At 39.5% G+C, this 22,535-nt stretch carries 23 protein-coding genes; 7 read left to right on the forward strand and 16 right to left on the reverse strand.

Annotated features, from left to right (window positions below; all coding sequences use genetic code 11):
* Nucleotides 1–184 precede the first annotated feature (184 nt).
* The 8 genes from ACS5PU_RS01070 to ACS5PU_RS01105 all read right to left on the reverse strand — a co-directional run bounded on the left by ACS5PU_RS01070 (nt 185) and on the right by ACS5PU_RS01105 (nt 9,723).
* Entirely contained in the window at nt 185–1,261 is a 1,077-nt protein-coding gene (locus ACS5PU_RS01070; RefSeq protein WP_439457414.1) for a phosphotransferase enzyme family protein, read from the reverse strand.
* A complete protein-coding gene (locus ACS5PU_RS01075) occupies nt 1,252–2,151 on the reverse strand; it encodes a nucleotidyltransferase family protein (protein ID WP_439457415.1) in 900 nt (299 codons plus the stop codon). Before ACS5PU_RS01075 ends, ACS5PU_RS01070 begins: the two co-directional genes overlap by 10 nt.
* Before the next feature lie 127 nt (nt 2,152–2,278).
* Entirely contained in the window at nt 2,279–2,941 is a 663-nt protein-coding gene (locus ACS5PU_RS01080) for a hypothetical protein (RefSeq protein ID WP_439457416.1), read from the reverse strand.
* Between the two features lie 11 nt (nt 2,942–2,952).
* Entirely contained in the window at nt 2,953–4,527 is a 1,575-nt protein-coding gene (locus tag ACS5PU_RS01085; RefSeq protein WP_439457417.1) for a helicase HerA-like domain-containing protein, read from the reverse strand.
* A gap of 95 nt (nt 4,528–4,622) precedes the next feature.
* Complete coding sequence (locus ACS5PU_RS01090; protein ID WP_439457418.1) at nt 4,623–4,928, reverse strand: chaperone modulator CbpM; 306 nt, start codon at nt 4,926–4,928, stop codon at nt 4,623–4,625.
* A 5-nt stretch (nt 4,929–4,933) separates the two neighbouring features.
* Nucleotides 4,934–5,827 (reverse strand): DnaJ C-terminal domain-containing protein, encoded by an 894-nt coding sequence (locus ACS5PU_RS01095; RefSeq protein ID WP_439457419.1) that lies wholly within the window; start codon nt 5,825–5,827, stop codon nt 4,934–4,936.
* Nucleotides 5,828–6,569: 742 nt separating this feature from the next.
* Nucleotides 6,570–8,987, reverse strand: a complete 2,418-nt coding sequence (locus ACS5PU_RS01100) for a prolyl oligopeptidase family serine peptidase (protein ID WP_439457420.1) — start codon at nt 8,985–8,987, stop codon at nt 6,570–6,572.
* Nucleotides 8,988–9,306: 319 nt separating this feature from the next.
* Nucleotides 9,307–9,723 (reverse strand): DUF1801 domain-containing protein, encoded by a 417-nt coding sequence (locus ACS5PU_RS01105; RefSeq protein WP_439457421.1) that lies wholly within the window; start codon nt 9,721–9,723, stop codon nt 9,307–9,309.
* A 268-nt stretch (nt 9,724–9,991) separates the two neighbouring features.
* Here ACS5PU_RS01105 and ACS5PU_RS01110 point away from each other — a divergent pair, with 268 nt between their 5' ends.
* The 5 genes from ACS5PU_RS01110 (at nt 9,992) to ACS5PU_RS01130 (ending at nt 14,431) form a co-directional block, all read left to right on the forward strand.
* Nucleotides 9,992–10,417 carry a helix-turn-helix domain-containing protein gene (locus ACS5PU_RS01110; RefSeq protein WP_439457422.1) on the forward strand — a complete coding sequence of 142 codons (426 nt, stop codon included), beginning with the start codon at nt 9,992–9,994 and terminating at the stop codon, nt 10,415–10,417.
* Between the two features lie 177 nt (nt 10,418–10,594).
* On the forward strand, nt 10,595–11,704 hold the full coding sequence (locus ACS5PU_RS01115; protein ID WP_439457423.1) for a Gfo/Idh/MocA family protein: 1,110 nt from the start codon (nt 10,595–10,597) through the stop codon (nt 11,702–11,704).
* Between the two features lie 322 nt (nt 11,705–12,026).
* Nucleotides 12,027–13,097: a sensor histidine kinase gene (locus ACS5PU_RS01120; RefSeq protein WP_439457424.1), complete on the forward strand. Its 1,071-nt coding sequence runs from the start codon at nt 12,027–12,029 to the stop codon at nt 13,095–13,097.
* Between the two features lie 40 nt (nt 13,098–13,137).
* Nucleotides 13,138–13,788: a response regulator gene (locus ACS5PU_RS01125; RefSeq protein WP_439457425.1), complete on the forward strand. Its 651-nt coding sequence runs from the start codon at nt 13,138–13,140 to the stop codon at nt 13,786–13,788.
* A gap of 124 nt (nt 13,789–13,912) precedes the next feature.
* A complete protein-coding gene (locus ACS5PU_RS01130; protein WP_439457426.1) occupies nt 13,913–14,431 on the forward strand; it encodes an RNA polymerase sigma factor in 519 nt (172 codons plus the stop codon).
* A gap of 195 nt (nt 14,432–14,626) precedes the next feature.
* On the opposite strand, the gene ACS5PU_RS01135 is transcribed toward ACS5PU_RS01130, so the two are convergent.
* Entirely contained in the window at nt 14,627–15,121 is a 495-nt protein-coding gene (locus ACS5PU_RS01135; protein WP_439457427.1) for a hypothetical protein, read from the reverse strand.
* The gene (locus ACS5PU_RS01140) at nt 15,111–15,566 is read right to left on the reverse strand and encodes a hypothetical protein (RefSeq protein WP_439457428.1); all 456 of its coding nucleotides are present in this window, start codon (nt 15,564–15,566) and stop codon (nt 15,111–15,113) included. The genes ACS5PU_RS01135 and ACS5PU_RS01140 overlap by 11 nt, the downstream gene beginning before the upstream one ends.
* A gap of 227 nt (nt 15,567–15,793) precedes the next feature.
* Between ACS5PU_RS01140 and xth the strand changes: the two genes are divergently transcribed.
* Nucleotides 15,794–16,570 carry an exodeoxyribonuclease III gene (gene xth, locus ACS5PU_RS01145; RefSeq protein WP_439457429.1) on the forward strand — a complete coding sequence of 259 codons (777 nt, stop codon included), beginning with the start codon at nt 15,794–15,796 and terminating at the stop codon, nt 16,568–16,570.
* A gap of 3 nt (nt 16,571–16,573) precedes the next feature.
* Here the strand turns inward: xth and ACS5PU_RS01150 are convergent, their stop codons facing one another.
* The 6 genes from ACS5PU_RS01150 to ACS5PU_RS01175 all read right to left on the reverse strand — a co-directional run bounded on the left by ACS5PU_RS01150 (nt 16,574) and on the right by ACS5PU_RS01175 (nt 21,822).
* Nucleotides 16,574–16,984, reverse strand: coding sequence for a PAS domain-containing protein (locus ACS5PU_RS01150; RefSeq protein WP_439457430.1), 411 nt, complete (start codon nt 16,982–16,984; stop codon nt 16,574–16,576).
* Nucleotides 16,985–17,171: 187 nt separating this feature from the next.
* The gene (locus tag ACS5PU_RS01155) at nt 17,172–17,432 is read right to left on the reverse strand and encodes a hypothetical protein (RefSeq protein ID WP_439457431.1); all 261 of its coding nucleotides are present in this window, start codon (nt 17,430–17,432) and stop codon (nt 17,172–17,174) included.
* On the reverse strand, nt 17,432–18,547 hold the full coding sequence (locus ACS5PU_RS01160; RefSeq protein WP_439457432.1) for a M42 family metallopeptidase: 1,116 nt from the start codon (nt 18,545–18,547) through the stop codon (nt 17,432–17,434). Before ACS5PU_RS01160 ends, ACS5PU_RS01155 begins: the two co-directional genes overlap by 1 nt.
* Before the next feature lie 54 nt (nt 18,548–18,601).
* The gene (locus ACS5PU_RS01165; RefSeq protein ID WP_439457433.1) at nt 18,602–19,024 is read right to left on the reverse strand and encodes a GNAT family N-acetyltransferase; all 423 of its coding nucleotides are present in this window, start codon (nt 19,022–19,024) and stop codon (nt 18,602–18,604) included.
* A gap of 4 nt (nt 19,025–19,028) precedes the next feature.
* Entirely contained in the window at nt 19,029–20,183 is a 1,155-nt protein-coding gene (locus ACS5PU_RS01170; RefSeq protein ID WP_439457434.1) for an MFS transporter, read from the reverse strand.
* Between the two features lie 97 nt (nt 20,184–20,280).
* Nucleotides 20,281–21,822 (reverse strand): acyl-CoA carboxylase subunit beta, encoded by a 1,542-nt coding sequence (locus tag ACS5PU_RS01175; protein ID WP_439457435.1) that lies wholly within the window; start codon nt 21,820–21,822, stop codon nt 20,281–20,283.
* Nucleotides 21,823–22,118: 296 nt separating this feature from the next.
* Here ACS5PU_RS01175 and ACS5PU_RS01180 point away from each other — a divergent pair, with 296 nt between their 5' ends.
* On the forward strand, nt 22,119–22,421 hold the full coding sequence (locus ACS5PU_RS01180) for a hypothetical protein (protein WP_439457436.1): 303 nt from the start codon (nt 22,119–22,121) through the stop codon (nt 22,419–22,421).
* The last annotated feature ends 114 nt before the right edge of the window (nt 22,422–22,535 follow it).

Here is a 22,535-nt window from a genome sequence, read left to right on the forward strand (position 1 = left end):
GGGTTAACTTATAACCTTTCTTATATGCGGCTTAAACCAACTTTTTGATTGAAGTGGACGTTACCCTGATCCGATAGCTTTTGGGTTGTTTCAGGGGTTATCATGCATGAAAGATGCTGAAATAAATTCAGCATGACGATTGTGTTGGGTAATTAGGTTTTTAAACATAAGATTTATTGAAGCTCTAAACCAGATTCTCCTCAATAATATCCTGCAGTTCTTTTTGGTTTACTGATAATTCGTGAAGTAGCTTAAATTGATTTTTAGCGCGGTCAAGATTTTGTGAAGGGTAATTTGTAGGATAATAATTATTGCCGCTTAAAAAGTCGGTTAAAAAGCGCAGGGCCTGCATGTAAATAATGTACTTGCCCGAAAATAAGATCAGCTCTTTTTCTGTTTCAGTTAAAATGCTTTTCATTTCAGATAAATAGCCCTTTATCATCGCTTCGAAATAAGGTAAACGAATTTTAATCAGTGCTAAATCGGTTTCATTTTCAGAAAAAGCACATAAATAAGTACGCATCATATCACCAAGGTCTGAAATAAATTTGCCCGGCATAATGGTATCCAGATCAATTACACAAATGCCTTCATTTGTTTCTCCATCCAATAATACATTGCTGATTTTGGTATCGTGGTGCATCACCCGGTCAGGAAAATCGTTACTGTGGCTGTAAGCGTTGTAATAATCTAAAATATACTTATGTGCCAGTGCATCTTCAATCTGCGCCTGAGCCGTTTCTTTTAAAGTTAATGTAGCTTGATTTAGTGCCAGCATAAACTGTTCATACCTTAATCCCAGATCATGAAAGCCGGGAATAGTGGGCTGCAGTGTTTTTGCATTAAAGTTATCCAGTAGCCTGCTGAGTTTGCCAAATTGTTTAGCTGCTTCATAAGCTTGCTTCGGATCGGCCAGTACATCCAAAGAGATGGTGTTGGCTACAAAAGGAAGCATGCGCCAGTACTCATCATGTAGGTGCGCCATTTCTTCGCCATTTAAGGTAGAAACAGGCTTGATAAAGAGATAATCGGGGTAGGTAAAGGCAAGATAATCAGCAATTGCCCTGAGGTTGTTGGCAATAGCTTGTGGCGATTTAAAAACCGAAGTATTAATGTTTTGAAGAATGTATTTCTGCTCTTCGGCCAGGGGCGAAAGCAAATAAGTACGGTTAATTAAACCCGTACCTATTTGTGTAATTTTGGTATTTTCTTTAGCGTATCCGTAGGCTTTTAAAACTTCGGAGTCTAAATTTAGTTCCATAGTTTTTCAGGATATGTTCCGTTTTTAACCAATTGGTCTATACTGTCCTGAACATAAGGTTTATCTTCTTTGTAAGTTACACCAAACCATTTGTTTGAAGTAGGTACTACTTTGAACGTTGCTGTATTGCTTTTTACCAGGTTTTCGCCAATTAATGGAATAAAGAATTCTGCCTTAGGTTTATCTTTATTTGCTTCTGCAAATTCTCTGAACAGTTCTTCGGTAATTTTAAAAACTGCCGGCGTAAAGCCCCAGAAATTCATCGATACCGGAGTTTCGAAACTTAGAGGGAATTCCTCTCCGTTTTCTTCGTAGAAAATACTTCCATCTTTTGGGTAAACTTTTGTACGCTCTACAATTTCTTCTAGATTGCCGGCACTGTCTACCTTACAAACACCTCTAGAAACAGCTCCGAATTCTGATAAGGTTTTACCAATCTCGTAACCGATGATTGAGTAGTTGCTATCTGTTACTTCAGTAGTCAAGAAATCGACCATTTTCTTAAACGCATCATAACCATAATAATCATCAGCGTTAATTACACAGAATGGCTCTTTAATTACATTTCTGCCCGAAAGGATGGCGTGCGCAGTACCCCAAGGTTTCTCTCTGTATATTTCTTCTTCGATGCCAAATTGTTTAAGGTCGAAATTTTGAAAAACATATTCTGTTTCAATCCTTCCAGCTAACTTTGGTTCAAAAATGGCTTTAAAATTATCTACAAACTCTTCTTTGATAATGAATACAACTTTGCCAAAACCGGCATTAATTGCATCATATATTGAATAATCGATAATGGTTTCGCCATTCGGACCAAAACCATCGATCTGTTTCATACTTCCATAGCGGCTTGCCATACCTGCAGCCAATATTAATAGGGTAGGTTTCATCTATTGTTTATTATTTTTTATTTGTGAGAACCTTGATAATTTAAACAGTGTTTTAACCATGTTGGGTTCATTGTGCGAAAATAGTAATAGCCATTTGATTTAACTAAAAATGGCTTTTGTTTTAATTTTATTGTTTATTTAAGTAAGCGAAGAACTTTGATAAATCTTTGTCTTCTTTAAGTTCAATTTTTTCTTTTTTTAAGTAATCTGTTATTTCTTTTTCTTTATCTGGAGCAAGGCCAAGCAGTGATTTTTTATTGATGCTTATTTTGGATAATGCACTATTCTGCAAAACGTAATAGCCACTATAGGTATTAAAAGATTTGTCGACGGTTGCAGAGCCATATTCTTTACTTTCGGTAATCTTTTTATAAACCCTTTTCAAAAGTGTTAATTTTCCTGTGGCAATTAACTGAAAAAATGAAGCTTGGTTTAGCCCATCGATTGCTGGAAGCCCGTTAATGAATTTATAATTGGCAGATGAATCCACAGTTGTGATTTCGAATGCAGAAAGGGGATCAACGAAATACATAGGATTTCCGCCTGCATCTTGGTAAATGAGCTGATCGCCCATGATATCATATTTAAGCTGCAGATCGGCATAACGTTTACCAGATTTAGTGGTTACATTTCCTTTAGACCAAAAATCCAACAGGTATGGAGTGCCACTTACATTTTCGTATTTGATTTCTCTTAATGGGGCACCCCGCATATCCCCAAGGCGTTCACTTACAAACTGGGCATGAACAGCAACAGAACAGAGCGAGAGCATAATGATTAGATATTTCATTTTCTTATTAGTTAAAATCCAAATAAACCGCCGCCCGTTTTCGATCGCGTTTTCTTTCCGGTAAGCATGCCAAAAATACCACGGACAATCTCTTTACCTATTTGACGGGTAATGGTTGCACCCATCACCTGTTCAACCAAACTTTTTTCGCCTGGTTTAGGCCTACTTTCCTGTTCTGCTTGTTTTTGAGCCTCTGCTTCCTGTTTCTGCTGCTCTACGGCTGCAGTTTGTTCATTAATGCGTTTGGTTAAAATATCGTAAGCACTTTCCGGGTCAATAGGGTCTTTGTATTTGGCATAAACCTGACTGGCGTGTACTACCTGATCAAAATCAGCCGGAGTAAGTGGTCCCATAACTGCCCTTGGCGGGGTAAGCATGGTGGCTGAAACTTCTGTAGGGATACCTTTCTCATTCAATACGGTAACCAAAGCCTGGCCAGTACCTAAAGAAGTAAGTATTTTATCTATTTCGTAAAAATCTGATTTTGGATATGTGTTAACAGTTTTTTTCAAGGCATCAACATCATTAGGTGTAAATGCCCTCAACGCATGCTGAACACGGTTACCCAGTTGTCCTAAAACACTCTCGGGCACATCTGTTGGTGCCTGCGTGCAAAAGAAAACGCCAACACCTTTTGAGCGGATTAGCCTGATAATGGTTTCTATCTGTTCTAAAAATGCTTTAGACGAATTTTTGAACAATAAATGTGCTTCATCAAAGAAGAAAACGAGTTTTGGTTTGTCCAGATCGCCAACTTCTGGCATGGTGTTAAACAGTTCGGCCAAAAGGCTCAATAAAAAAGTAGAATATAATACGGGTTGGTTTTGAACGTCGGCAATGTTGAGCAAACTAATGGTGCCTTTACCATCTACACGCTCGAAAAGATCTTCAATATCAAAAGATTTTTCCCCGAACATACCACCAAGTCCCTGTTGTTCTATCGCTACAATTTTTCTTAATATCGTGCCCGATGTAGCGGTAGAAATACTGCCATAACTGCTTTTTATTTCTGCTGCACCTGCTCCTTCGGATAAGTAGGAAACCAGCTTTTTTAAATCGTTTAAATCGATTATCGGCATTTTATTGTCGTCGGCATATTTAAAAATAACCGCCAGCACACCTGCCTGTGTATCGTTTAAATCTAATATTTTAGCTAAAAGTGTTGGTCCAAATTCCAATACCGTTGCCCGCATCTGTGCACCCATTTTACCCGAAAGTGAATAAATTTCGATGGGAAAGCCGCTTGGTGAAAAAGGTTTATTGAGTTGTTTGGCCCTTTCTTCTATCTTTGGGTTAACTGCCCCAGGCTGGTTTAAGCCCGATAAATCGCCTTTAACATCTAACATAAAAACAGGTACGCCGGCATCTGATAACTGTTCTGCCAATAACTGCAGTGTACGTGTTTTACCAGTTCCGGTTGCTCCAGCAATTAGGCCGTGGCGGTTCATCATCTTTAATGATAAATTAACTTCAGCTTCGCTGTAAACTTGCCCATCTAAAATTCCGGCGCCCAAATAAATGTATGAACCCGTAGGGGCATAGGATGATTTTATTTTTTCGATGAATTTTGAAGACAATTCGCTCATTTTTTTCAAATTAGTGTGCCAATTTAAGAAACTAATCTTAAAAAGGTTGTGTTTTTGTTTTCACTTTTAGTGCAAAATTGTGCACAAACGATTGATTAATGGTGCTGGTTAAGCTGCTTGTAATAATTGAGTTCGTTTTGTAGGGAAATTATTTTATCCTGCATGTGCTGCACTTGATTTAGCAGATGGGAAACAGCGTGGATACCCTCGAGGTTAATCTCAAGATCGTGTGCCAAGCGCAGGTACAGTTCTAGTTTATTCAACTCATCTATGGGCAAGAAGGCCGATTTCTTTTTAACAGTAGTTTGGATTAAGCCAAAATCTTCGAGAGATTGGATAAACTTAATTTCGACATGATGGTAAGCGCATATGGCTTCAACAGGGATAAGATTGTTTTCCATGATGTTTAAAGTTTAGAGAGTTTTTCGAATAGTTCTTTTTGCTCCGCATTTAATTGGGTAGGTAAGCTAACCTGCCATTTAATGTATAAGTCGCCAAAATGGTTTTCTTTTTTATAGATAGGAAAGCCCTTGCCTTTTAACCTTAAGGTGGTATCGGGCTGGGTACCTTCGGGTACTTTTAGCTTCACTTTTCCATTTAGGGTTTCAATAATCCTATCGCCACCCAATATGGCCGTATATAAATCTATATCTTCCTGAATATAGATGTCGTTGCCTTTCCGCTTAAATTTAGGATGGTCGGTAATGTTAAACTTGATAAACAGATCGCCCGGAGGACCATTGTTAACTCCTGGTGCACCATAGCCAGATAATTTAATTTTTTGACCGTTTTCTACCCCTGCCGGAATAGTGATGCGGACCTGCTTGCCGTTTACCGTTAAAGTTTGCTTGTGTGTGGTGTAGGCGTCTAACAAATTGAGCTGTAAATCTGCGTTGTAATCCTGCCCTTTAAATGGCGAATTTCTACTGCTTCTGCCGCCGCCGCCAAACATGGAGGAAAAGAAATCAGAAAAATCATCACCGCCAAAACCTCCAGAATAACCGCCGCCTCCATAACCACCGCCCTGCGATTGATACTGCCTTTGCTGCTGCTGTTGTGCATCGAGCTGATCGGCATGCTGCCAATCTTTACCATACTTATCGTACTTTTTCCTTTTCTCGGGGTCACTTAAAACTTCATTGGCTTCATTAATCTGCTGAAACTTCTTGTTAGCCTCTTCATTGTTGGGATTAAGATCTGGATGATGCTTCCGGGCTAATTTTCTATAGGCTTTTTTGATATCCTCAGTGCTCGCGTCTTTTTTTAAATCGAGGATTTTATAATAGTCAATGTAATCCATAACGGCTAAACAAATAAATAAAGGTAATGTTCAATTTTATAAGATAAATGTAAGTGTTATTGTGAAGTATTTCAATTGTGTTTGATTATTAAGGGATTAAGGACATTAAGTTTGGCTGAGATTTTCTTAACTTCTTTAATGGTCGGTAATATTCGATTGTTTTTTACCATTAAGGGATTAAGGACATTAAGTAGACTGGGATTTTCTAAACTATCTTAACTTCTTAATGGTCATGATATTCGATTGTTTTTTACCATTAAGGGATTAATGACATTAAGTAGGCTGGGATTTTCTTAACTATCATAAGTTCTTAATGGTCGTGACATTCAATTGTTTTTTACCATTAAGGGATTAAGGACATTAAGTTTGGCTGAGATTTTCTTAACTTCTTTAATGGTCGTGACATTCAATTGTTTTTTACCATTAAGGGATTAAGGACATTAAGTTTGGCTGAGATTTTCTTAACTTCTTTAATGGTCGGTAATATTCGATTGTTTTTTACCATTAAGGGATTAAGGACATTAAGTAGACTGGGATTTTCTAAACTATCTTAACTTCTTAATGGTCATGATATTCGATTGTTTTTTACCATTAAGGGATTAATGACATTAAGTAGGCTGGGATTTTCTTAACTACCTTAACTTATTTAATGGTCGGTATATTCGATTGTTTTACCTAAAATCACAGACAAAAAAAGTGCCCCGAATGGAGGCACTTTAATCGATAAAGGTAGAGAGAAATTTTATTTTTTATTTTTTACGTATTTTTCCAACCATTGGTCTTGCTCCCAAAGCATATGCAATAGGTTTTCTTTGCCTCGATAACTGTGGGCTTCGTATGGTAAAAATACAAAACGGGTAGTACCACCTGCACCTTTAATGGCATTGAACAAACGCTCACTATTAATAGGGAAAGTACCAGGGTTATCGTCAGAATCGCCATGAATTAACAAAATAGGTGTTTTAATTTTATCTGCATAACTAAAAGGACTCATTTCGTAATATAATTGAGGCACCTGCCAGTAGGTACGTTCTTCATTTTGGAAACCAAAAGGGGTTAAAGTACGGTTATATGCACCACTACGGGCAATTCCTGCCGCGAAAAGATTGGTGTGGGCCAATAAATTAGCCGTCATAAACGCACCATAACTATGACCGCCAACAGCCATACGTTTTTTATCACCCACACCCAAATCGGCTAATTTGTTAATTGCGGCTTCTGCATTTAACTGTAACTGAGCTACAAAGGTATCGTTTGGTTTTTTGCCATCTTTGGCTACAATAGGCATCTCGGCATTATCTAAAACAGCATAACCGCGGGTTACCCAAAAAATAGGTGAGGCCCAGCTAATAGTAGTAAATTTATCTTTCGATCCACGGATCTGCGCAGCATCGGCGGCCGAATTAAATTCGCGCGGGTAAGCCCAGATTAGTGTTGGCAATGGACCGTCCTTATCTTTATTGTATCCTTTTGGTAAGTATAAATCGCCCGTTAAATCAACTCCATCTGCACGCTTGTAGGCAATTTTTTCTTTGGTAATGCCCTCTAAAGAAGGATATGGGTTGGTAAAATTGGTAATCGGCCTATCGGCAACGCGGAGACCCAGGTTTTTGATAAAATAGTTCGGAACCAATTTCTGGCTTTCTTTACGGGTAAGTAAAACCAGTTTGTCAGGATCAATTACATCAGTCACATATTCGAAAGTACCTTCGGCACTACGCCAGATAATTTCATTCTTTTTGGTAGCCAGATCGAATTTTGCCAAGAAAGGCAAATCTCCTTTTTCTGATGAACCAACAGTATTGTTCATTAGTAATTTGGTGCCGTTATCTATTGTTTTGATTACCTGGCGGCCATATTTGTTCTTGGCGGTAACCGGTAAGCCTGGGTTTCCATAGGCGTCGGTTTGGTTACGGCTGTACAATTCTTCTACTGCTCCCGTTGAAGGGTTGTAACGGCTTACTTTGCTGGTTTGTTTACTGCGCAAGCCCTCCATAATCAAAGCAAGGTTTGCATCGCCCCATTGTACGCCACGGTAACGGGTTTGGGTTTTAAACAGTTCTTTTTCAGTTCCGGTAAAGGGCGCACTTAACGCATAAACAGCATCATGAAAAGGCACATCTTTTTTAATCAAACCGCTATCTAATGGCTTACTCCAAACCAGTGTGGCAGGTTCATCATCGCGCCAATCGAAACCACGGGCAATATTCTGCGTATTATCGTAACCTGATGGCGTACCTTCTGATGAAGGTAGCTCGGCAATAACCTTAATGGCTTTGCCTGTTAAATCGGTAATGGTTACTGTTGATGGAAAGCCATAAGCCGAAACCAAATAGGAAAAAGGTTTGCGGATGGTTTCAACCAGCATATAATTTTTATCAGGTGATAGGCTTACTGAGCCGTAAATGGCGGGCTTTCCGATTGGTGTTTCTACTCCTGCAGTATTTTTAACCAATTGGGAAGTGGCAAAGAATTCGAACAACTGCTCATCAAAAGGAGATTTAATTAAATCCTGATAAGTTGCGCTCGGTGCAGTCTTCCCTAAATTTTGCTGAATAGTTGGTCCTTTTGGCATTAAAGGTTTGCTAGGTGCAGCACTTGCAGGTTTGGTAACCGTGCGGTAAATAATGGTATGATCGTTTAACCAGGTAATGCCACTGCCCAAAACAACATTTAAAAAAGCTTTATTTGTTTTGGTGGCTTTTTTTGTAGCCAGATCAATCACATAAAGATCTACACCTTTTTGGGTGGTATTGGTAAAGGCAATTTTGTTTTCGGATGGATTCCAACTGATATTACTGGCATACAAAGGCGTTGGTAAGCCTGTTACCTGAAAGGTTTGATTGGATTTTATATTCTTGAGGCTAAAATTATTGATATACGTTTGCCTGCTTGGCGAATAATTGTTCGGGTTTAGCCTTAAGCCAGCAATTCTATATTCGGGCATAGCCAGTTCTTCTACAGATGGGTAAGAATTCCGTTCGCTAAACAAGATCCATTCCGCTTTACCATCTATACTAACGCCTGGTGTAGGCTTTGCAAGCAATAAATCGGCAATTTCTTTTGGTGGGGTTTGGTAGCTTACAGCATCCTGCGCAGCCGCATTAAGCGAAACACAAGCGCCCGCTATTAATAAATAGAGGTGTAGTTTTTTAATCATTTCCGGTAAGTTTGTTCGATTAGGGAATAATCAAATATTGCAAAATTTAAGCTATTGTAGCGTAACTTCTTATTTACATGTTTGAGGAGAATATTTTATTCCACTTATGCCATTTAACCGCGAAGAACGCAATGGTTATTCGCATAACGAGCAAAGGCATTTAAATATTCCGTGTTAATCTGTGCATCTGTAGCTATTAAAAGCCATTTGCTGTAAGCTAAGCACAAAGACATGGAGGCACAAAGATAAAACAGGTGTAGTGCTACATTTGGCAATTATGCTATTCCATAATCCATTTTCCCTCATCCACATTTCATTCCTATGGGTATAAACTGCTAATATGCGCTACAGAATTAACAATCATTTCTTTCAGTACTGCCGTATCTATGTCGCTCATTTTTTTTACATATACGCAGGCTTTGGCGGCTTTGTGCTTGCCAAATTTAGCAAGTAGGGTGTCACGGTCTTTAAATTGAGAAGACAGGTACAATGAAATGGCATCTTTTCTTGGCGAAAAACCGATCAGCGGCGCATCTCCCTCGCGGCCACTATCATACTTATAGTGGTAACTGCCAAAGCCAACAATTGCGTGGCCCCACATTTTAGGCTTAAGGCCTGTAGTTTCGGCTATTATTGTTGATAGTGTAAAACAATCTCTTTTTTTGATTTCATCATCCACTGTGTTTAAGAAATCGGATACGCTTAAATCATTTTCGGTGGTCTTATTTTGAGCCATATCTTTTTTTATAATGAAGATAGGGCTTTAAAAAATAATTTCAATATTTTGTATAAAAAGACAGTCAATGCGTTGTTTGTTTTTATTATGATTATAAATAAGGGTGTGTAAATCAATATTATACACTTTTTTGTGATTCGAGTTTGACATATGTCAAAAAATCAACATCTTTTATACAACCTTTCACACTTATTCTTAATTTTAAACTGTCAATCGTCCCCGATATCTGATTTAATTATTTTTTCATTTTAAAAAATTAATTATCTCAATGACAACACAATTACTAAAACAAGGAGAAATCCTTGAGCGCTTAGTGCGCAGAGATCGTATGGGCATCAGTGAGCTTTCTAGAAAGCTTAATGTAAGCCGCAGAACAATTTACAACTGGTTTGGTCAAGACAGAATTGGTCACGAAGTAATTTGGCAAGTAGGCAAATTATTAGGACAGGATCTTTCTTCGTCATTTCCAGAAGCATTCCCCAAGTACAGTGCCGAACCCAGCAACCAAACCGCCGATCCGGGCAAACAGGCGGGTTCAGATTCCAATTCTGTATATTTCTGGATGAATAAGTACATTCATTTGCTGGAAAAGTACAACGACTTATTAATTACTGAAGAACAGCATGAGTCCGATCCAATTGGTAAAGAATTTCCGCTCAGGAACAAACGATCTGAAACATTTTTGTATCAGTAAAGCCAAACACACTAATTCATAACAACCAAGTTGTTTGCTTCATTAACCAAGTATCTAAACCGTCCCGTTAGGTTTTCTTCTAGCTCCCTACCTAAACATTGTAATATTTTTAAGTATTTGCATTATGGCTTGTATAAATCTCTAATTTGGCTAATATCAATTTAGAGGAGAATAATTATGGTGCCGTGTACTGCTAAACAATTCTTAAGCGCCATTGGCCTTATCTTTTGCCTGTTTTTTACTGTTTTACCGGTTAAAGCGCAACAAAAATTAAATGTGGCCATTGCCGGTTTAAATCATGATCATGTGTATCTGATTATGAACAGTTACCAAAAAGCCGAAGTTAATATTATTGGTATTGCAGAAAGTAACGCTGAACTGGTAACACGGTTCAAAACACGCTATAAAATTCCAGATAGTGTTTTTTATTCCAACCTAACCGATCTTCTCCGCGATAAAAAACCGGATGTTGTTTTAGCTTACAACGCGATTAGCGATCATTTGGCTGTTGTAGAAGCCGCAGCACCACTGGGCATATCGGTTATGGTAGAAAAACCGCTGGCCATCTCGGTTAAACAGGCCGAAAGAATGGCTGCTCTTGCCAGTCAATACAAAGTCAACGTGCTTACCAATTACGAAACTACCTGGTATCCCAGCAATCAGGAGATTTATAAAAACCTAAAAGAAAACGATGACATTGGCCACTTGCGCAAAATAATTGTACACGATGGGCATCAAGGTCCTAAAGAAATTGGTGTAAGTACTGCATTTTTAACCTGGTTAACCGATCCGGCTAAAAACGGTGCCGGGGCCTTGGTGGATTTTGGCTGCTACGGAGCTAACTTAATGACCTGGCTAATGGATGGAAAAGCACCTATATCCGTAACTGCGGTAACCCATCAGGTAAAAAAAGATATTTATCCAAATGTGGATGATGATGCTACAATATTATTGGAATACCCGGGTGCTACCGGAATTATCGAAGCCTCGTGGAACTGGCCGTTTAGTATTAAAGATATGGAAGTATTTGGCACCAAAGGCTACATACAGGCTATAAATGAAAAGGATTTAAGGAGCCGAAATGGAAATGGCGGTTATAAAGTCTATAAGGCACAGGCTCCAGCCGCCGAATATGCCAACCATTTAAATTATCTAGCGGCGGTTTTAAAGGGCGAAATTAAGGCGGAAAACGACCTATCTTCTTTAAACAACAATATAATTGTGGTCAGAATTTTGGAAGCGGCCAAGGCTTCGGCCAAAACTGGTAAAAAGGTATTTTTGAAATAGGCTGCTACCCAATAAAAATAGCCACCTGTGAGATGGCTATTGACAAAAGAATTTAATCTTTTTTATGGTGTGCCTGCCCTCCGCGGATCTCCCGCTCACAGGACTTTTTGTCTTTGTTTTATGCTTAACAATTTAGGCAATAGTTGGTTTTGTTGCGCTAAATAATTTTGCACATCGTGTGGAAAATGTTAATATCTTTCGAGCCCTCTCTAACGGCATGATTTATTCATTTCATACTTAAAACATTTTACCCGGTGCGATGTTTTGAATGGACAAAGCTTAAACCAATAGGTTGTAATTAAAACTTGTTTTTGTAACTGATATGACCGAACTCCATAAAGATCTTTTTTATAAGCTTGGCGATTTATCTGCTGATGGTTATTTCATTTTTAGGCAAAAGAATTTTTTGTACCTGAATAAATCCATTAGCAAAATTTTTGAATTGGATCAGCACGTTATTCTTGCCGATCCGAAGGCGGTTTTAACGAATATCCATCCTGAAGATATAGCGCATGTAAAATCTTGTTATGAGGAAAGCCTTAGCAGCACTACCGAAAAAAAGTACGAATTCAGGCTATTGTTCAATGACCGGGAAAAGTATGTGAGGGTTAGTGTTTTTAATATTGGCGATGCCACTGACTGGTATTTGGCTGGCGTAGTAGAGGATACAACGGTAATGCGCCACAATAAAATCCATATTGAGCAGATCAATGCCCGTAAAAACATTACGTTAGAGGTGTTGGCCCACGATTTAAAAGAGCCTTTGGGCATGATGAAACTGGCTGCTTCCTCAATAGAAGAAAGTATTTCCAAAACCGGCGATATCCAAACCATGAATGCTTTAAGTTTTATTAAAGATATGTGCGCGCGGAATTTGCTGTTGGTAAGAAGCATGATTAACCGTGAATTCTTAAAATCATCTGTTGTTGAAATTGGTAAAGAACGGACCGATCTGGTTTGGGAACTGAGAGACGTGGTACGTTTTTACAAAAGATCAAAGCTGGGCAAAACCAAAAATATCCAGTTTACCAGTTCGGCAGAACAGATTTACCTGCGCTTGGACAGTATGAAATTTTTGCAGGTAATCAATAATTTAATTTCTAACTCATTAAAATTTACTGCGGATGATGGATTTATCGGCCTTCATGCCGAAGAACATGAAAATACGGTATTAATTACGGTTACTGATGATGGAATCGGTATACCCGACGAGCTGCAGCCCGGTCTTTTTGACCATTTGCCCGAAACACTCAGGCCTGGGTTAAAGGGCGAAGAATCGGGCGGTTTTGGTATGGGCATTATTAAGGCCATTGTAGAACTGCATAATGGAAAAATCTGGTTTAAGAGCAAAATTGGTGTTGGCACCACCTTCTATATCGAGCTGCCGAAGTAGCCGTTTTTAATTTTAAAATACCGTAAGTTATATTTGAGTTATGATTAACATTATTCTTGCGGATGATCACCACATTATCCGGACCTCACTTAAAGCACTTATAGAAAAACACGAAGGCATCAAAGTTGTAGGAGAAGTATCAGACGGTTTTGCTGTTTTGGAGCTTCTTGAAAAAGGAATAAAAGCTGATATTATTTTATCAGATATTGTAATGCCCAATCTGGACGGGATAGGACTAACCAAAACGATACGGGAGAAAGGATACAGTGCAAAAGTTGTGGTTTTATCGATTTTGGATGATGAAAAGTATGCTTCAAATGCCTTTATTTCAGGTGCTTCTGCTTACCTCTCAAAAGATATAGAAGAGGATGAACTCTTGTTCTGTTTACAGCATGTAATGAAAGGTAAACGGTATCTTTCTTCCAATTTATGCATATCAATTTTGGAGCGCTTTAACAGCCAGCTGAATATGCTTTCTCAAAATATGAACAGTGGCATTAACTTTTCGGAACGTGAAATTAACGTATTAAAGCTGATAGCCGAAGGCTTAACCAATCAGGAAATTGCCGATAAATTATATCTGAGCCGGCGTACAGTTGAGAGTCAAAGGGAAGCACTGATCAGTAAAACTGGCACCAAAAACTCGGCATCTTTGGTTCGTTTTGCCATGAGAAATGGTTATGTAGCCTAGTATTTTTGGCTATTTTTAGACGGGTTTTTGCGTGTTTTTAAGAAACCGTAAAAAATCGGGTATTTCTACAAATAACACCGGGGCGCTGTGTTTGTTAAAAGATATATCAATCCCAAAACTAAATATGGAAACTTTAAATTTCAACTGCGATATTTATCAGTACAGGCAGCCACTATTTGAGCGGGCGCTCGCATATACCCGCGATGAGGACGATGCAGCAGATCTTGTTCAGGATACCTTTATGAAGGCATTTAGGTTTTCTGCCAAGTTCGAACTGGGAAGTAACGTTAGGGCATGGCTTTTTACCATTTTAAAAAATACTTTCCTTAACCATTATTACAAGGTTAAGCGTAAAAATGAAATGATACAGCAGGAAGAAGATTTAACTTCTGTACAACTGGCTCCAAGCGCCTCGATAAACGGTGGCAGTGCCAAATTTATGATGGAAGATATTCAGCGGTCGTTAAGTGCCTTACCTGAAGATTGCAGGTTTTGTTTTTGCCGTTACTTTGAAGGCTATAAATACCACGAAATTGCTGCCGAACTGGATATTCCATTGGGTACGGTAAAAACCAAAATACATGTAGCCAGAGGACTGCTCAAAAAGATGCTTAAAAACTATAAGAGTGATATGGCCGCATAGTTTGGCTTTCTCATTTAAGCATAACATGATAGGTTTTAGGGCGGCATGATGGGTTTAACAAAAAAGGGACAGGCTAATTAGCCTATCCCCATATCTAAACTCAAACATGCGCTCAAACATGAATGAATCTTAACAACTAAACATTTCAGTTTAGTATTGGTTTTAAAAAGCAGAATTTTGATTTAAAGGCTGCTTTTATTTTTTATATTGTTTCAGTTCTATTTTTAATTCCTGGATTTTCTCTTGGGCCTGCCTGTTTTCGAGGTAAAAGAAAATTGCAGCCGCCAAAAATATTTTTCCTAAAACAAATACTGCAATAAATGCCCACTTCCAGGCTTTATTTACCCGCATCTGGTTCGATTCTGACTCAACTTCGATATAGCGGTCCTGTTTTGCTTCTGTTTCATTGTTGCCACCACCATACTCAGGATCTGGTACTTTTTCTACAGATTGGTTGCGGCGTTGAATTTCCCTGATTTCGGTTTCAATCTTGGCCAAGGTGCCGGCAGGAGGGGCTATGCCCATGTTTTGGGCCATCAGTTCCATGTCAAACTCCAGGCTTTCCAATGCATCCTTAAATTCAGGATATTCTTGCTTATACCGTAAAACCTGCTGTACTTCCTCTTCGGTTGCAATACCCATTACATAGGTTTCCATTAAACCGCTCTCTATAACTTTATTAATTTCCACGGGCCCTCCTCATTTTATCGATTGATAATTTTAATTCGTTACGGATCTCATCCAAACTGCTGTTTAAAGTGGTAGCCAGGTATGAAATTGATTTTCCGTGATAATAAACCGAACAGAAAATTCTTTTTTGCAGGTCGGTTAACAATTCCAGGTTGGCTTTGCCCTGAGTAGCAATAGGATTTAAGGCCGGCTCGGCATCTGTAAATAAACTCAGCTTATACTGGGCATACTGACGTAGCTCTAACCATATACTCAGGTTGCTTTTCTCTTCACCACCAAAATCCTGGGTAAATGAAGTCAGAATGGAAACAAGATGATCTTCTGATTTTTGATGATCCTGAACAATTCCATTGATATAACCCAGTAGCATGGCGGCATACTTGTCATAAAACCAACGGATATCTTTTGGTTCGGCAGGAGGGACGTTTAAAACTGCTTTGAACATGGTATGGAAATAGGTGATTTAAAAAGCGTTGCAAGATAAGTGCAAATTCTTAAATAACCTTAAATATTTGTAAAATATGCCGATACCGTACTTGCACGTAGGTTTTTAAGAAAGATTTATCCTTATTGTTGTTCTATTTTAAGTTTTATTGTGGAGATTTATAAAATGAACATCATGAGTTTCCAAAATCATCATGATTGCTTCATCACCATAAATAATTGATACGGATGAAAATAGCAACTTATAATGTAAATGGCGTAAATGGCCGCCTGCCTGTTTTGTTACGCTGGCTCGAAGAAACGCAGCCAGATGTGGTGTGCCTGCAGGAATTAAAGGCACCACAGGAAAAGTTTCCTGAGCAGGCCATTAAAGATGCTGGTTATAATGCCATTTGGCATGGCCAAAAAAGCTGGAACGGTGTGGCTATACTGGCACGTAATTTAGAAATAAAGGAGCTTAAGGTTGGCTTGGGTGGCGATGATGAGGATTTACAGAGCAGGTACATCGAGGCCATGGTTAATGGCGTGGTGATCGGCTGTCTTTACCTGCCAAACGGTAATCCGGCACCGGGACCAAAATTTGATTATAAATTAAAGTGGTTTGAACGTTTTACCGCTCATGCCGCTAAGCTGTTAACGCACAATTTGCCTGTGGTGCTGGCTGGAGATTACAATGTAATACCAACAGAATTAGATGCCTATAAGCCCGAGCGATGGGTAGAAGATGCGCTTTTTCGCCCGGAAACCCGCCTTGCCTTTAAAAATTTACTTGCACAAGGCTGGACAGATGCCATAAGAAAGTTATATCCAAATGAAACCATTTATACCTTTTGGGATTATTTCCGCAATGCTTACGGCCGCAATGCCGGGTTAAGGATCGATCACTTTTTGCTTAGCCCACAGCTTAATGCGCGTTTAAAATCGGCCGGTGTTGATAGAGAAGTTAGGGGCTGGGAGAAAACAAGCGATCATGGTCCGGTTTGGATAGAAATTGATGAGGCCTAGCGTTTAATGGGCCTCCTGTTTTAAGTCGGTGACATCTAACGTAGTTCCAATTAATTTTAAACTTTCACCTTCGGCTTTTGATAGCATTCCATCGGCCTTGATCCATCTGATTTCGCCATCTAAACGGCGGATTCTGTACAGTGCTTGATACTTGCTTTTTTCGCCCAGGATGGTGAGTTCTATCTCATCCTGAACATGATCTAAATCTTCGGGAAGTATTAAACCGAGAACAGCCTCGTAACTCAAAACCTTATCGGGTGGATAACCGTAATTTCTTTTGCAGGATGTAGTGGTACGGAGTATGCCCGAGGCTAAACTCAACTCCCAAAAACCAAGACTAAGCTGATCGAACACAACGTTCCAGTGATCGTCTCGGATAAGGGATAGATCTACCGTTCTTTTATTTGATAACATAAGGATAAACTGCTGGTTAAAATAACGGAACAATGTAGATATAAATTTAGGTATAAATAAAAAGAAACGTAATCTTAAGGGTTTTAAGCAGATTTGTTTTAGCTGTTACATTCGGGCCAGATCTGGATAATTAATCGTTAAAGAAGAAAACAAAAAGGCCTGAAGTTTTTTTCTCCAGGCCTTTATTTTATTTAGGGTTGCCAGTTAAATCGGCTTTTTGATCAGTTAGGTCTTTGTAGTAAAAATAGGCCCCAAAGCCTATGATAAGGATAAAATTTCTCAACTTAAAACTATGATCGAGCCAAAAGCTCAACGGCGGAACATTGCCACTCAAGCTCTGTTTAATTTGTGGCCATGAGTTTAGTGTGAAGATAATCACAATCATCAGCAACACTTTTAGCAAGGTTCTGATCAGAATTTTTTGATGCGATATTTTTACCGGAGCCATTATTTAAATTCTCTAAAATCCTGTCCGTCGGTAATGTTTAACAAGCTTTCGTAAATTAAGCTGATTACATTATCAACATCTTCTTTGTGCACCATTTCTACCGTGGTGTGCATGTAGCGCAACGGTAAAGATATTAATGCCGATGGAACACCGCCGTTTGAATAAGCAAAAGCATCGGTATCAGTTCCGGTAGAGCGCGAAGAAGCCTGGCGCTGAAATGGAATCTGGTTCTTTTCTGCAGTTTTGATCAATAACTTGTTCAAGTTGGTTTGAACGGCAGGTGCATAAGAAACTACGGGCCCTTTTCCGGCCGATAAATCGCCTTGTGTATTCTTGTTAATCATCGGCGTAGTGGTATCGTGTGTAACATCGGTAACAATGGCCACGTTTGGCTTAATGCGCTGCGCAATCATTTCGGCACCGCGTAAACCAATCTCTTCTTGTACAGAATTTACAATGTACAACCCGAATGGAAGTTTTTTCTTGTTCTCTTTTAATAAACGCGCAACTTCGGCAATCATAAAGCCACCAACACGGTTATCTAATGCACGGCCAACGTAATAACGGTCGTTTAAAACCATAAACTCATCTTCATAGGTAATTACGCAGCCCACGTGGACCCCTAATTTTTCTACTTCTTCTTTTGTGGTACAGCCGCAGTCGAGAAAAATATTCTTTAACTCTGGGGCCTGTTCTTTTTCACCATGGCGGGTGTGGATTGCCGGCCAGCCAAATACAGCTTTTACCAATCCTTTTTCGGTATGGATGTTAACCCTTTTTGAAGGTGCAATCTGATGATCAGAACCACCATTGCGGATAACATAAATTAAACCATCATTGGTAATGTAATTTACATACCACGAAATTTCATCGGCATGGGCCTCAATTACTACTTTATAAGCTGCTTTAGGGTTAATTACCCCAACAGCAGTACCATAATTATCAACAAAATGCTCATCAATATATGGTTTTAAGTATTTTAGCCAAAGTTTTTGGCCTTCCCACTCGTAACCGGTAGGCGCAGGGTTATTGATATATTCCTCTAAAAACTGCAGCGATTTTTTGGTAACCACTGCTACATGTTTCTTTTTTTCTTCGTCTTTTTTTTTAGCCATTTTAATAGATATGAGATTTGAGTTTAGATTTGAGACATCATACTCATTTTTAACTTAACTTGATAAATTTTTTTCCATTACCACAAAATCGTAACCATCTTTAAAAAAGGTTTTATCGGTTTCGTAGAATCCAAATTTAAAATAAAATTCTTTAGCATTTACCCGTGCATTGCACCATAGTTTGGTTGCTTTCTGAATTTTACAAAAATCTAAGATATACGCCATCAGTTTCGAGCCATAACCACCCTTTTGGGCATCAGGTAGCACAGCCAGTTTTCTGAACTGATAAATATCGCCCTGATGAAATAGTGATACCACCCCGGTTAACTTATGGTCGGCATATAAGCCAAAATGGATGCCTTCAAAATCATCGGCTAACTTCACACTATCAAAGGGCAGTTCTGGGTACATGGCTTCGTGCCTGATGCGCCAGGTTAATGAAGGGAATAGCTGTTCTATTTGAATTAAGGTATCCAAGGCTTTAATTTTTCTTTCCGTAAAACTTATAAATTAAAATATTCAAATTAATTATGCCGGTCATCCCATAACAGAAAAGTGCCCAGCCGCCTTGGTCCCAAAGCCATAGGCCCAGCGCCGAGCCACAGCTGGCGCCAATAAAACTAACCGACATAAAAATGGTGTTGAGCCTGTTTCTGGCTTCAGGTATAAGGGTGTAAATCCGTGTTTGGTTGGTTACATGAATAGCCTGCTGACCGATATCGATTAGCACGATGCCGATTACAAATAGGTATAAATGGCTGCCCGTAAAATAAAACAGCGCAATACTTATCAGCTGTAATAGAAAGCCGATCATCAAGTTTTTACGTGGATTATTGCCATCGCTTAATTTGCCTACCAATGGCGCGGCCAGTGCACCGGCTGCACCTGCTATTCCAAATAAGCCAATCTGCAAAGTCTGGAAATTAAAGGGTGGATTGGCCAGAAACAGTACCATGGTAGTCCAAAATGCACTGATGATGGCAAAGGCCAAAAAGTTGATGATTGATGTTTCTCTTAGTGCAGGCTGGGTTTTAATATAACTGAACATGGAGCGCATCAGTTCTTTATAGGTTCCCTTAAAAGCAGGATAGCTTTGAGGGAAACGTTTGGCCATTAAGAGGATCAGCAATGCGCATATTGCTGCCGCGATATAGTAAACTGCTCTCCAGCCCAGCCAGAAGCCAATGCTACCACTAACGGCACGAGATGCCAGGATGCCGACCAGCAAACCGCTCATAATCATACCTATGTTTGCACCGCGGTTTTCATCGCTGCTTAAATTGGCGGCCAATGGCAGAATAAGCTGTGGTACGATAGAACAGGTTCCAATTAAGATAGAGGCAGCGGCCAATACAAAAAAGGTAGGCGAAAGCGCAGCAGCAAGCAGAGCCAAAATAGCCAGCCCGGTAATGATCAGGATCTGCTTTTTGCGTTCGAACATATCGCCCAGCGGAACCAGTAGGAAAAGCCCCAAGGCATAACCAATTTGTGTGAGATAGGTAATCCGCCCTGCTTCGGTTTCGGTAAGGTTAAAATCTTTTGCAATTAAGATTACCAAAGGTTGGCAGTAATAAATATTTGCAACAATTAGGCCTGTGCAAAAAGCCATCAGCAAAATATCGGCTCGCTTTAACATTTAGGGTGATGTAAAATGTAAATATGTAAAATGGATGATGGAATTGCATATAAGGTGTTTTACTATGGTGAAACCATTATCCATCTTACATCATGTTCTACAAAGGTATGTTTCCATGTTTTTTTCTGGGGGTGTTTACCACCTTATTTTCTAACATCTTAAAAGCTTTTATCAACTTTATACGTGTTTGCGCAGGTTCTATCACTTCATCAACAAAGCCACGTTCGGCTGCGCGGTAAGGGTTGGCAAAAATATCGGAATAGAGTTTTTCTTTTTCCAGCCATTTTTCTTCAGGGTTTTCTGCAGCGGTAATTTCTCTTTTAAAAATGATTTCTGCGGCACCTTTTGCACCCATTACGGCAATTTCGGCACTAGGCCAGGCGTAATTCATATCAGCCCCAATATGTTTGCTGTTCATCACATCGTAGGCTCCGCCGTAGGCTTTTCTGGTAATTACTGTAATACGCGGTACGGTTGCTTCGCTAAAGGCGTATAATAATTTCGCCCCATTGGTGATAATTCCGTTCCACTCTTGATCGGTGCCTGGCAAAAAGCCCGGTACATCTTCAAATACGAGCAGTGGGATGTTAAAGCAATCGCAGAAACGCACAAAACGGGCCGCTTTGGAGGATGAATTACTATCTAAAACACCTGCCAGATAAGCAGGTTGATTGGCCACCACGCCAATGCTTCTTCCGGCCAAACGGACAAATCCTACCACAATGTTCTCCGCATAGGCCGCATGTACTTCCAAAAAGCTATCTGCATCGGCAACAGCGGTAATTACCTCGCGGATATCGTAGGGCTGTGAAGCATTTTGGGGCATAAACGTATTTAAGCCAGGCCGGCTTTCATCTGCAGGTTCGTAAGGTAAATGATCGGCCGTTTCCTCACAGTTTTGAGGCATGTAGCTCAATAATTTTTTTACATGGTTAATGGCCTCAATTTCGTTGGCACAGGCAAAATGGGTTACTCCCGATTTTGTGGCATGTGTACTTGCTCCACCCAGTTCTTCTGAAGTTACTTCTTCGTGTGTTACCGTTTTAACCACATTTGGCCCGGTAACAAACATATAAGAGGTGTTTTCTACCATCAAAATGAAATCGGTAATGGCTGGCGAATACACGGCGCCACCAGCGCATGGGCCCATAATGGCCGATAGCTGCGGAATTACGCCTGATGCCTGTACATTTTTGTAAAAAATATCGGCATAACCACCCAAAGAAACTACACCTTCCTGAATACGTGCGCCGCCACTATCATTTAAACCGATTAAAGGCGCGCCGTTTTTCATGGCCATATCCATTAACTTGCAGATTTTTTCGGCATGGGTTTCGGATAGTGAACCGCCAAATACCGTAAAATCCTGCGAGAAAACGTAAGTTAACCGTCCATTAATTGTTCCGTAACCGGTTACCACGCCATCGCCAAGGTATTTTTCGTTTTCCATGCCAAAATCGGTGCTGCGGTGCATAACCATCATGCCAATTTCTTCGAAACTGCCTTCGTCCATTAAAAAGTGGATGCGCTCGCGTGCAGTGAGTTTGCCTTTTTTATGCTGACTATCAATTCTGGCCTGTCCACCACCAAGGTTTGCCTGGTTTATTTTATCTTGAAGTAATGCTATTTTTTTATCCATTGCCAATACGAATGAGATTTTAAATTTAAAAATTAACCGTGGTATTGCAAGTTTTGCACTAAGCTTATTTAGGGCGATACCATACTTTTTAGAGCAACAGAAGAAAATAACTGTGCTGAAAATCAGAACAGTTTAACAGTTTTTAAGCTGCCCTGATTTATATATTACATTTTTTTTACAGCATAAAGCATTGAAAAACCAATTATCCGTTTATTTTTGTAAACGTTAGATTAGAATAAGATTAGAAATAGCAGATGTTTTTAAGGAAATACAAGTATTTAATCGTTGCATCGTTTATGTTTATCTTCATGGCGAAGATGGGCATTTCTGGCGCACCGGTATTTTTTACGGGTATCGACAAAGAAATCATGAATGCTGTAATCATGCAGATTGAGTTAGAGCATGAAGGCGGAAAAGATACCGCCAAAGACACTGCAAAGTTTACCGATTTCAAACTCATCGAGCTTAATCACCCCATCTTTTCTTACGAGTTCTCTTCAAGCCACTTCTTTTTGAAGAGCAGTTTTATAGAACATTTCAAAAGATATGTAGATCCATATCACCCTACGGTTCCTACACCGCCACCCAACTTTATCTAGTTTTTTATTCGGAATTACATGATCTGCCTGTCCGTGTGCTTTAGCATTGGATAAATCTGCCAATGTGCCTATTGTGGGCTATTTGCTGGCCATGTTGTGCTATTCCTCACGATT

This window comes from Pedobacter sp. GSP4 (genome assembly GCF_051857575.1).
Classification (GTDB): domain Bacteria; phylum Bacteroidota; class Bacteroidia; order Sphingobacteriales; family Sphingobacteriaceae; genus Pedobacter.

Bases quoted from the DNA above. Each gene is read 5' to 3' on its own strand.
- ACS5PU_RS01070 (WP_439457414.1), bottom strand. From the start codon at position 1,261: ATGGAACTAAATTTAGACTCCGAAGTTTTAAAAGCCTACGGATACGCT.
- ACS5PU_RS01075 (WP_439457415.1), bottom strand. From the start codon at position 2,151: ATGAAACCTACCCTATTAATATTGGCTGCAGGTATGGCAAGCCGCTAT.
- ACS5PU_RS01080 (WP_439457416.1), bottom strand. From the start codon at position 2,941: ATGAAATATCTAATCATTATGCTCTCGCTCTGTTCTGTTGCTGTTCAT.
- ACS5PU_RS01085 (WP_439457417.1), bottom strand. From the start codon at position 4,527: ATGAGCGAATTGTCTTCAAAATTCATCGAAAAAATAAAATCATCCTAT.
- ACS5PU_RS01090 (WP_439457418.1), bottom strand. From the start codon at position 4,928: ATGGAAAACAATCTTATCCCTGTTGAAGCCATATGCGCTTACCATCAT.
- ACS5PU_RS01095 (WP_439457419.1), bottom strand. From the start codon at position 5,827: ATGGATTACATTGACTATTATAAAATCCTCGATTTAAAAAAAGACGCG.
- ACS5PU_RS01100 (WP_439457420.1), bottom strand. From the start codon at position 8,987: ATGATTAAAAAACTACACCTCTATTTATTAATAGCGGGCGCTTGTGTT.
- ACS5PU_RS01105 (WP_439457421.1), bottom strand. From the start codon at position 9,723: ATGGCTCAAAATAAGACCACCGAAAATGATTTAAGCGTATCCGATTTC.
- ACS5PU_RS01110 (WP_439457422.1), top strand. From the start codon at position 9,992: ATGACAACACAATTACTAAAACAAGGAGAAATCCTTGAGCGCTTAGTG.
- ACS5PU_RS01115 (WP_439457423.1), top strand. From the start codon at position 10,595: ATGGTGCCGTGTACTGCTAAACAATTCTTAAGCGCCATTGGCCTTATC.
- ACS5PU_RS01120 (WP_439457424.1), top strand. From the start codon at position 12,027: ATGACCGAACTCCATAAAGATCTTTTTTATAAGCTTGGCGATTTATCT.
- ACS5PU_RS01125 (WP_439457425.1), top strand. From the start codon at position 13,138: ATGATTAACATTATTCTTGCGGATGATCACCACATTATCCGGACCTCA.
- ACS5PU_RS01130 (WP_439457426.1), top strand. From the start codon at position 13,913: ATGGAAACTTTAAATTTCAACTGCGATATTTATCAGTACAGGCAGCCA.
- ACS5PU_RS01140 (WP_439457428.1), bottom strand. From the start codon at position 15,566: ATGTTCAAAGCAGTTTTAAACGTCCCTCCTGCCGAACCAAAAGATATC.
- xth (WP_439457429.1), top strand. From the start codon at position 15,794: ATGAAAATAGCAACTTATAATGTAAATGGCGTAAATGGCCGCCTGCCT.
- ACS5PU_RS01150 (WP_439457430.1), bottom strand. From the start codon at position 16,984: ATGTTATCAAATAAAAGAACGGTAGATCTATCCCTTATCCGAGACGAT.
- ACS5PU_RS01155 (WP_439457431.1), bottom strand. From the start codon at position 17,432: ATGGCTCCGGTAAAAATATCGCATCAAAAAATTCTGATCAGAACCTTG.
- ACS5PU_RS01160 (WP_439457432.1), bottom strand. From the start codon at position 18,547: ATGGCTAAAAAAAAAGACGAAGAAAAAAAGAAACATGTAGCAGTGGTT.
- ACS5PU_RS01170 (WP_439457434.1), bottom strand. From the start codon at position 20,183: ATGTTAAAGCGAGCCGATATTTTGCTGATGGCTTTTTGCACAGGCCTA.
- ACS5PU_RS01175 (WP_439457435.1), bottom strand. From the start codon at position 21,822: ATGGATAAAAAAATAGCATTACTTCAAGATAAAATAAACCAGGCAAAC.
- ACS5PU_RS01180 (WP_439457436.1), top strand. From the start codon at position 22,119: ATGTTTATCTTCATGGCGAAGATGGGCATTTCTGGCGCACCGGTATTT.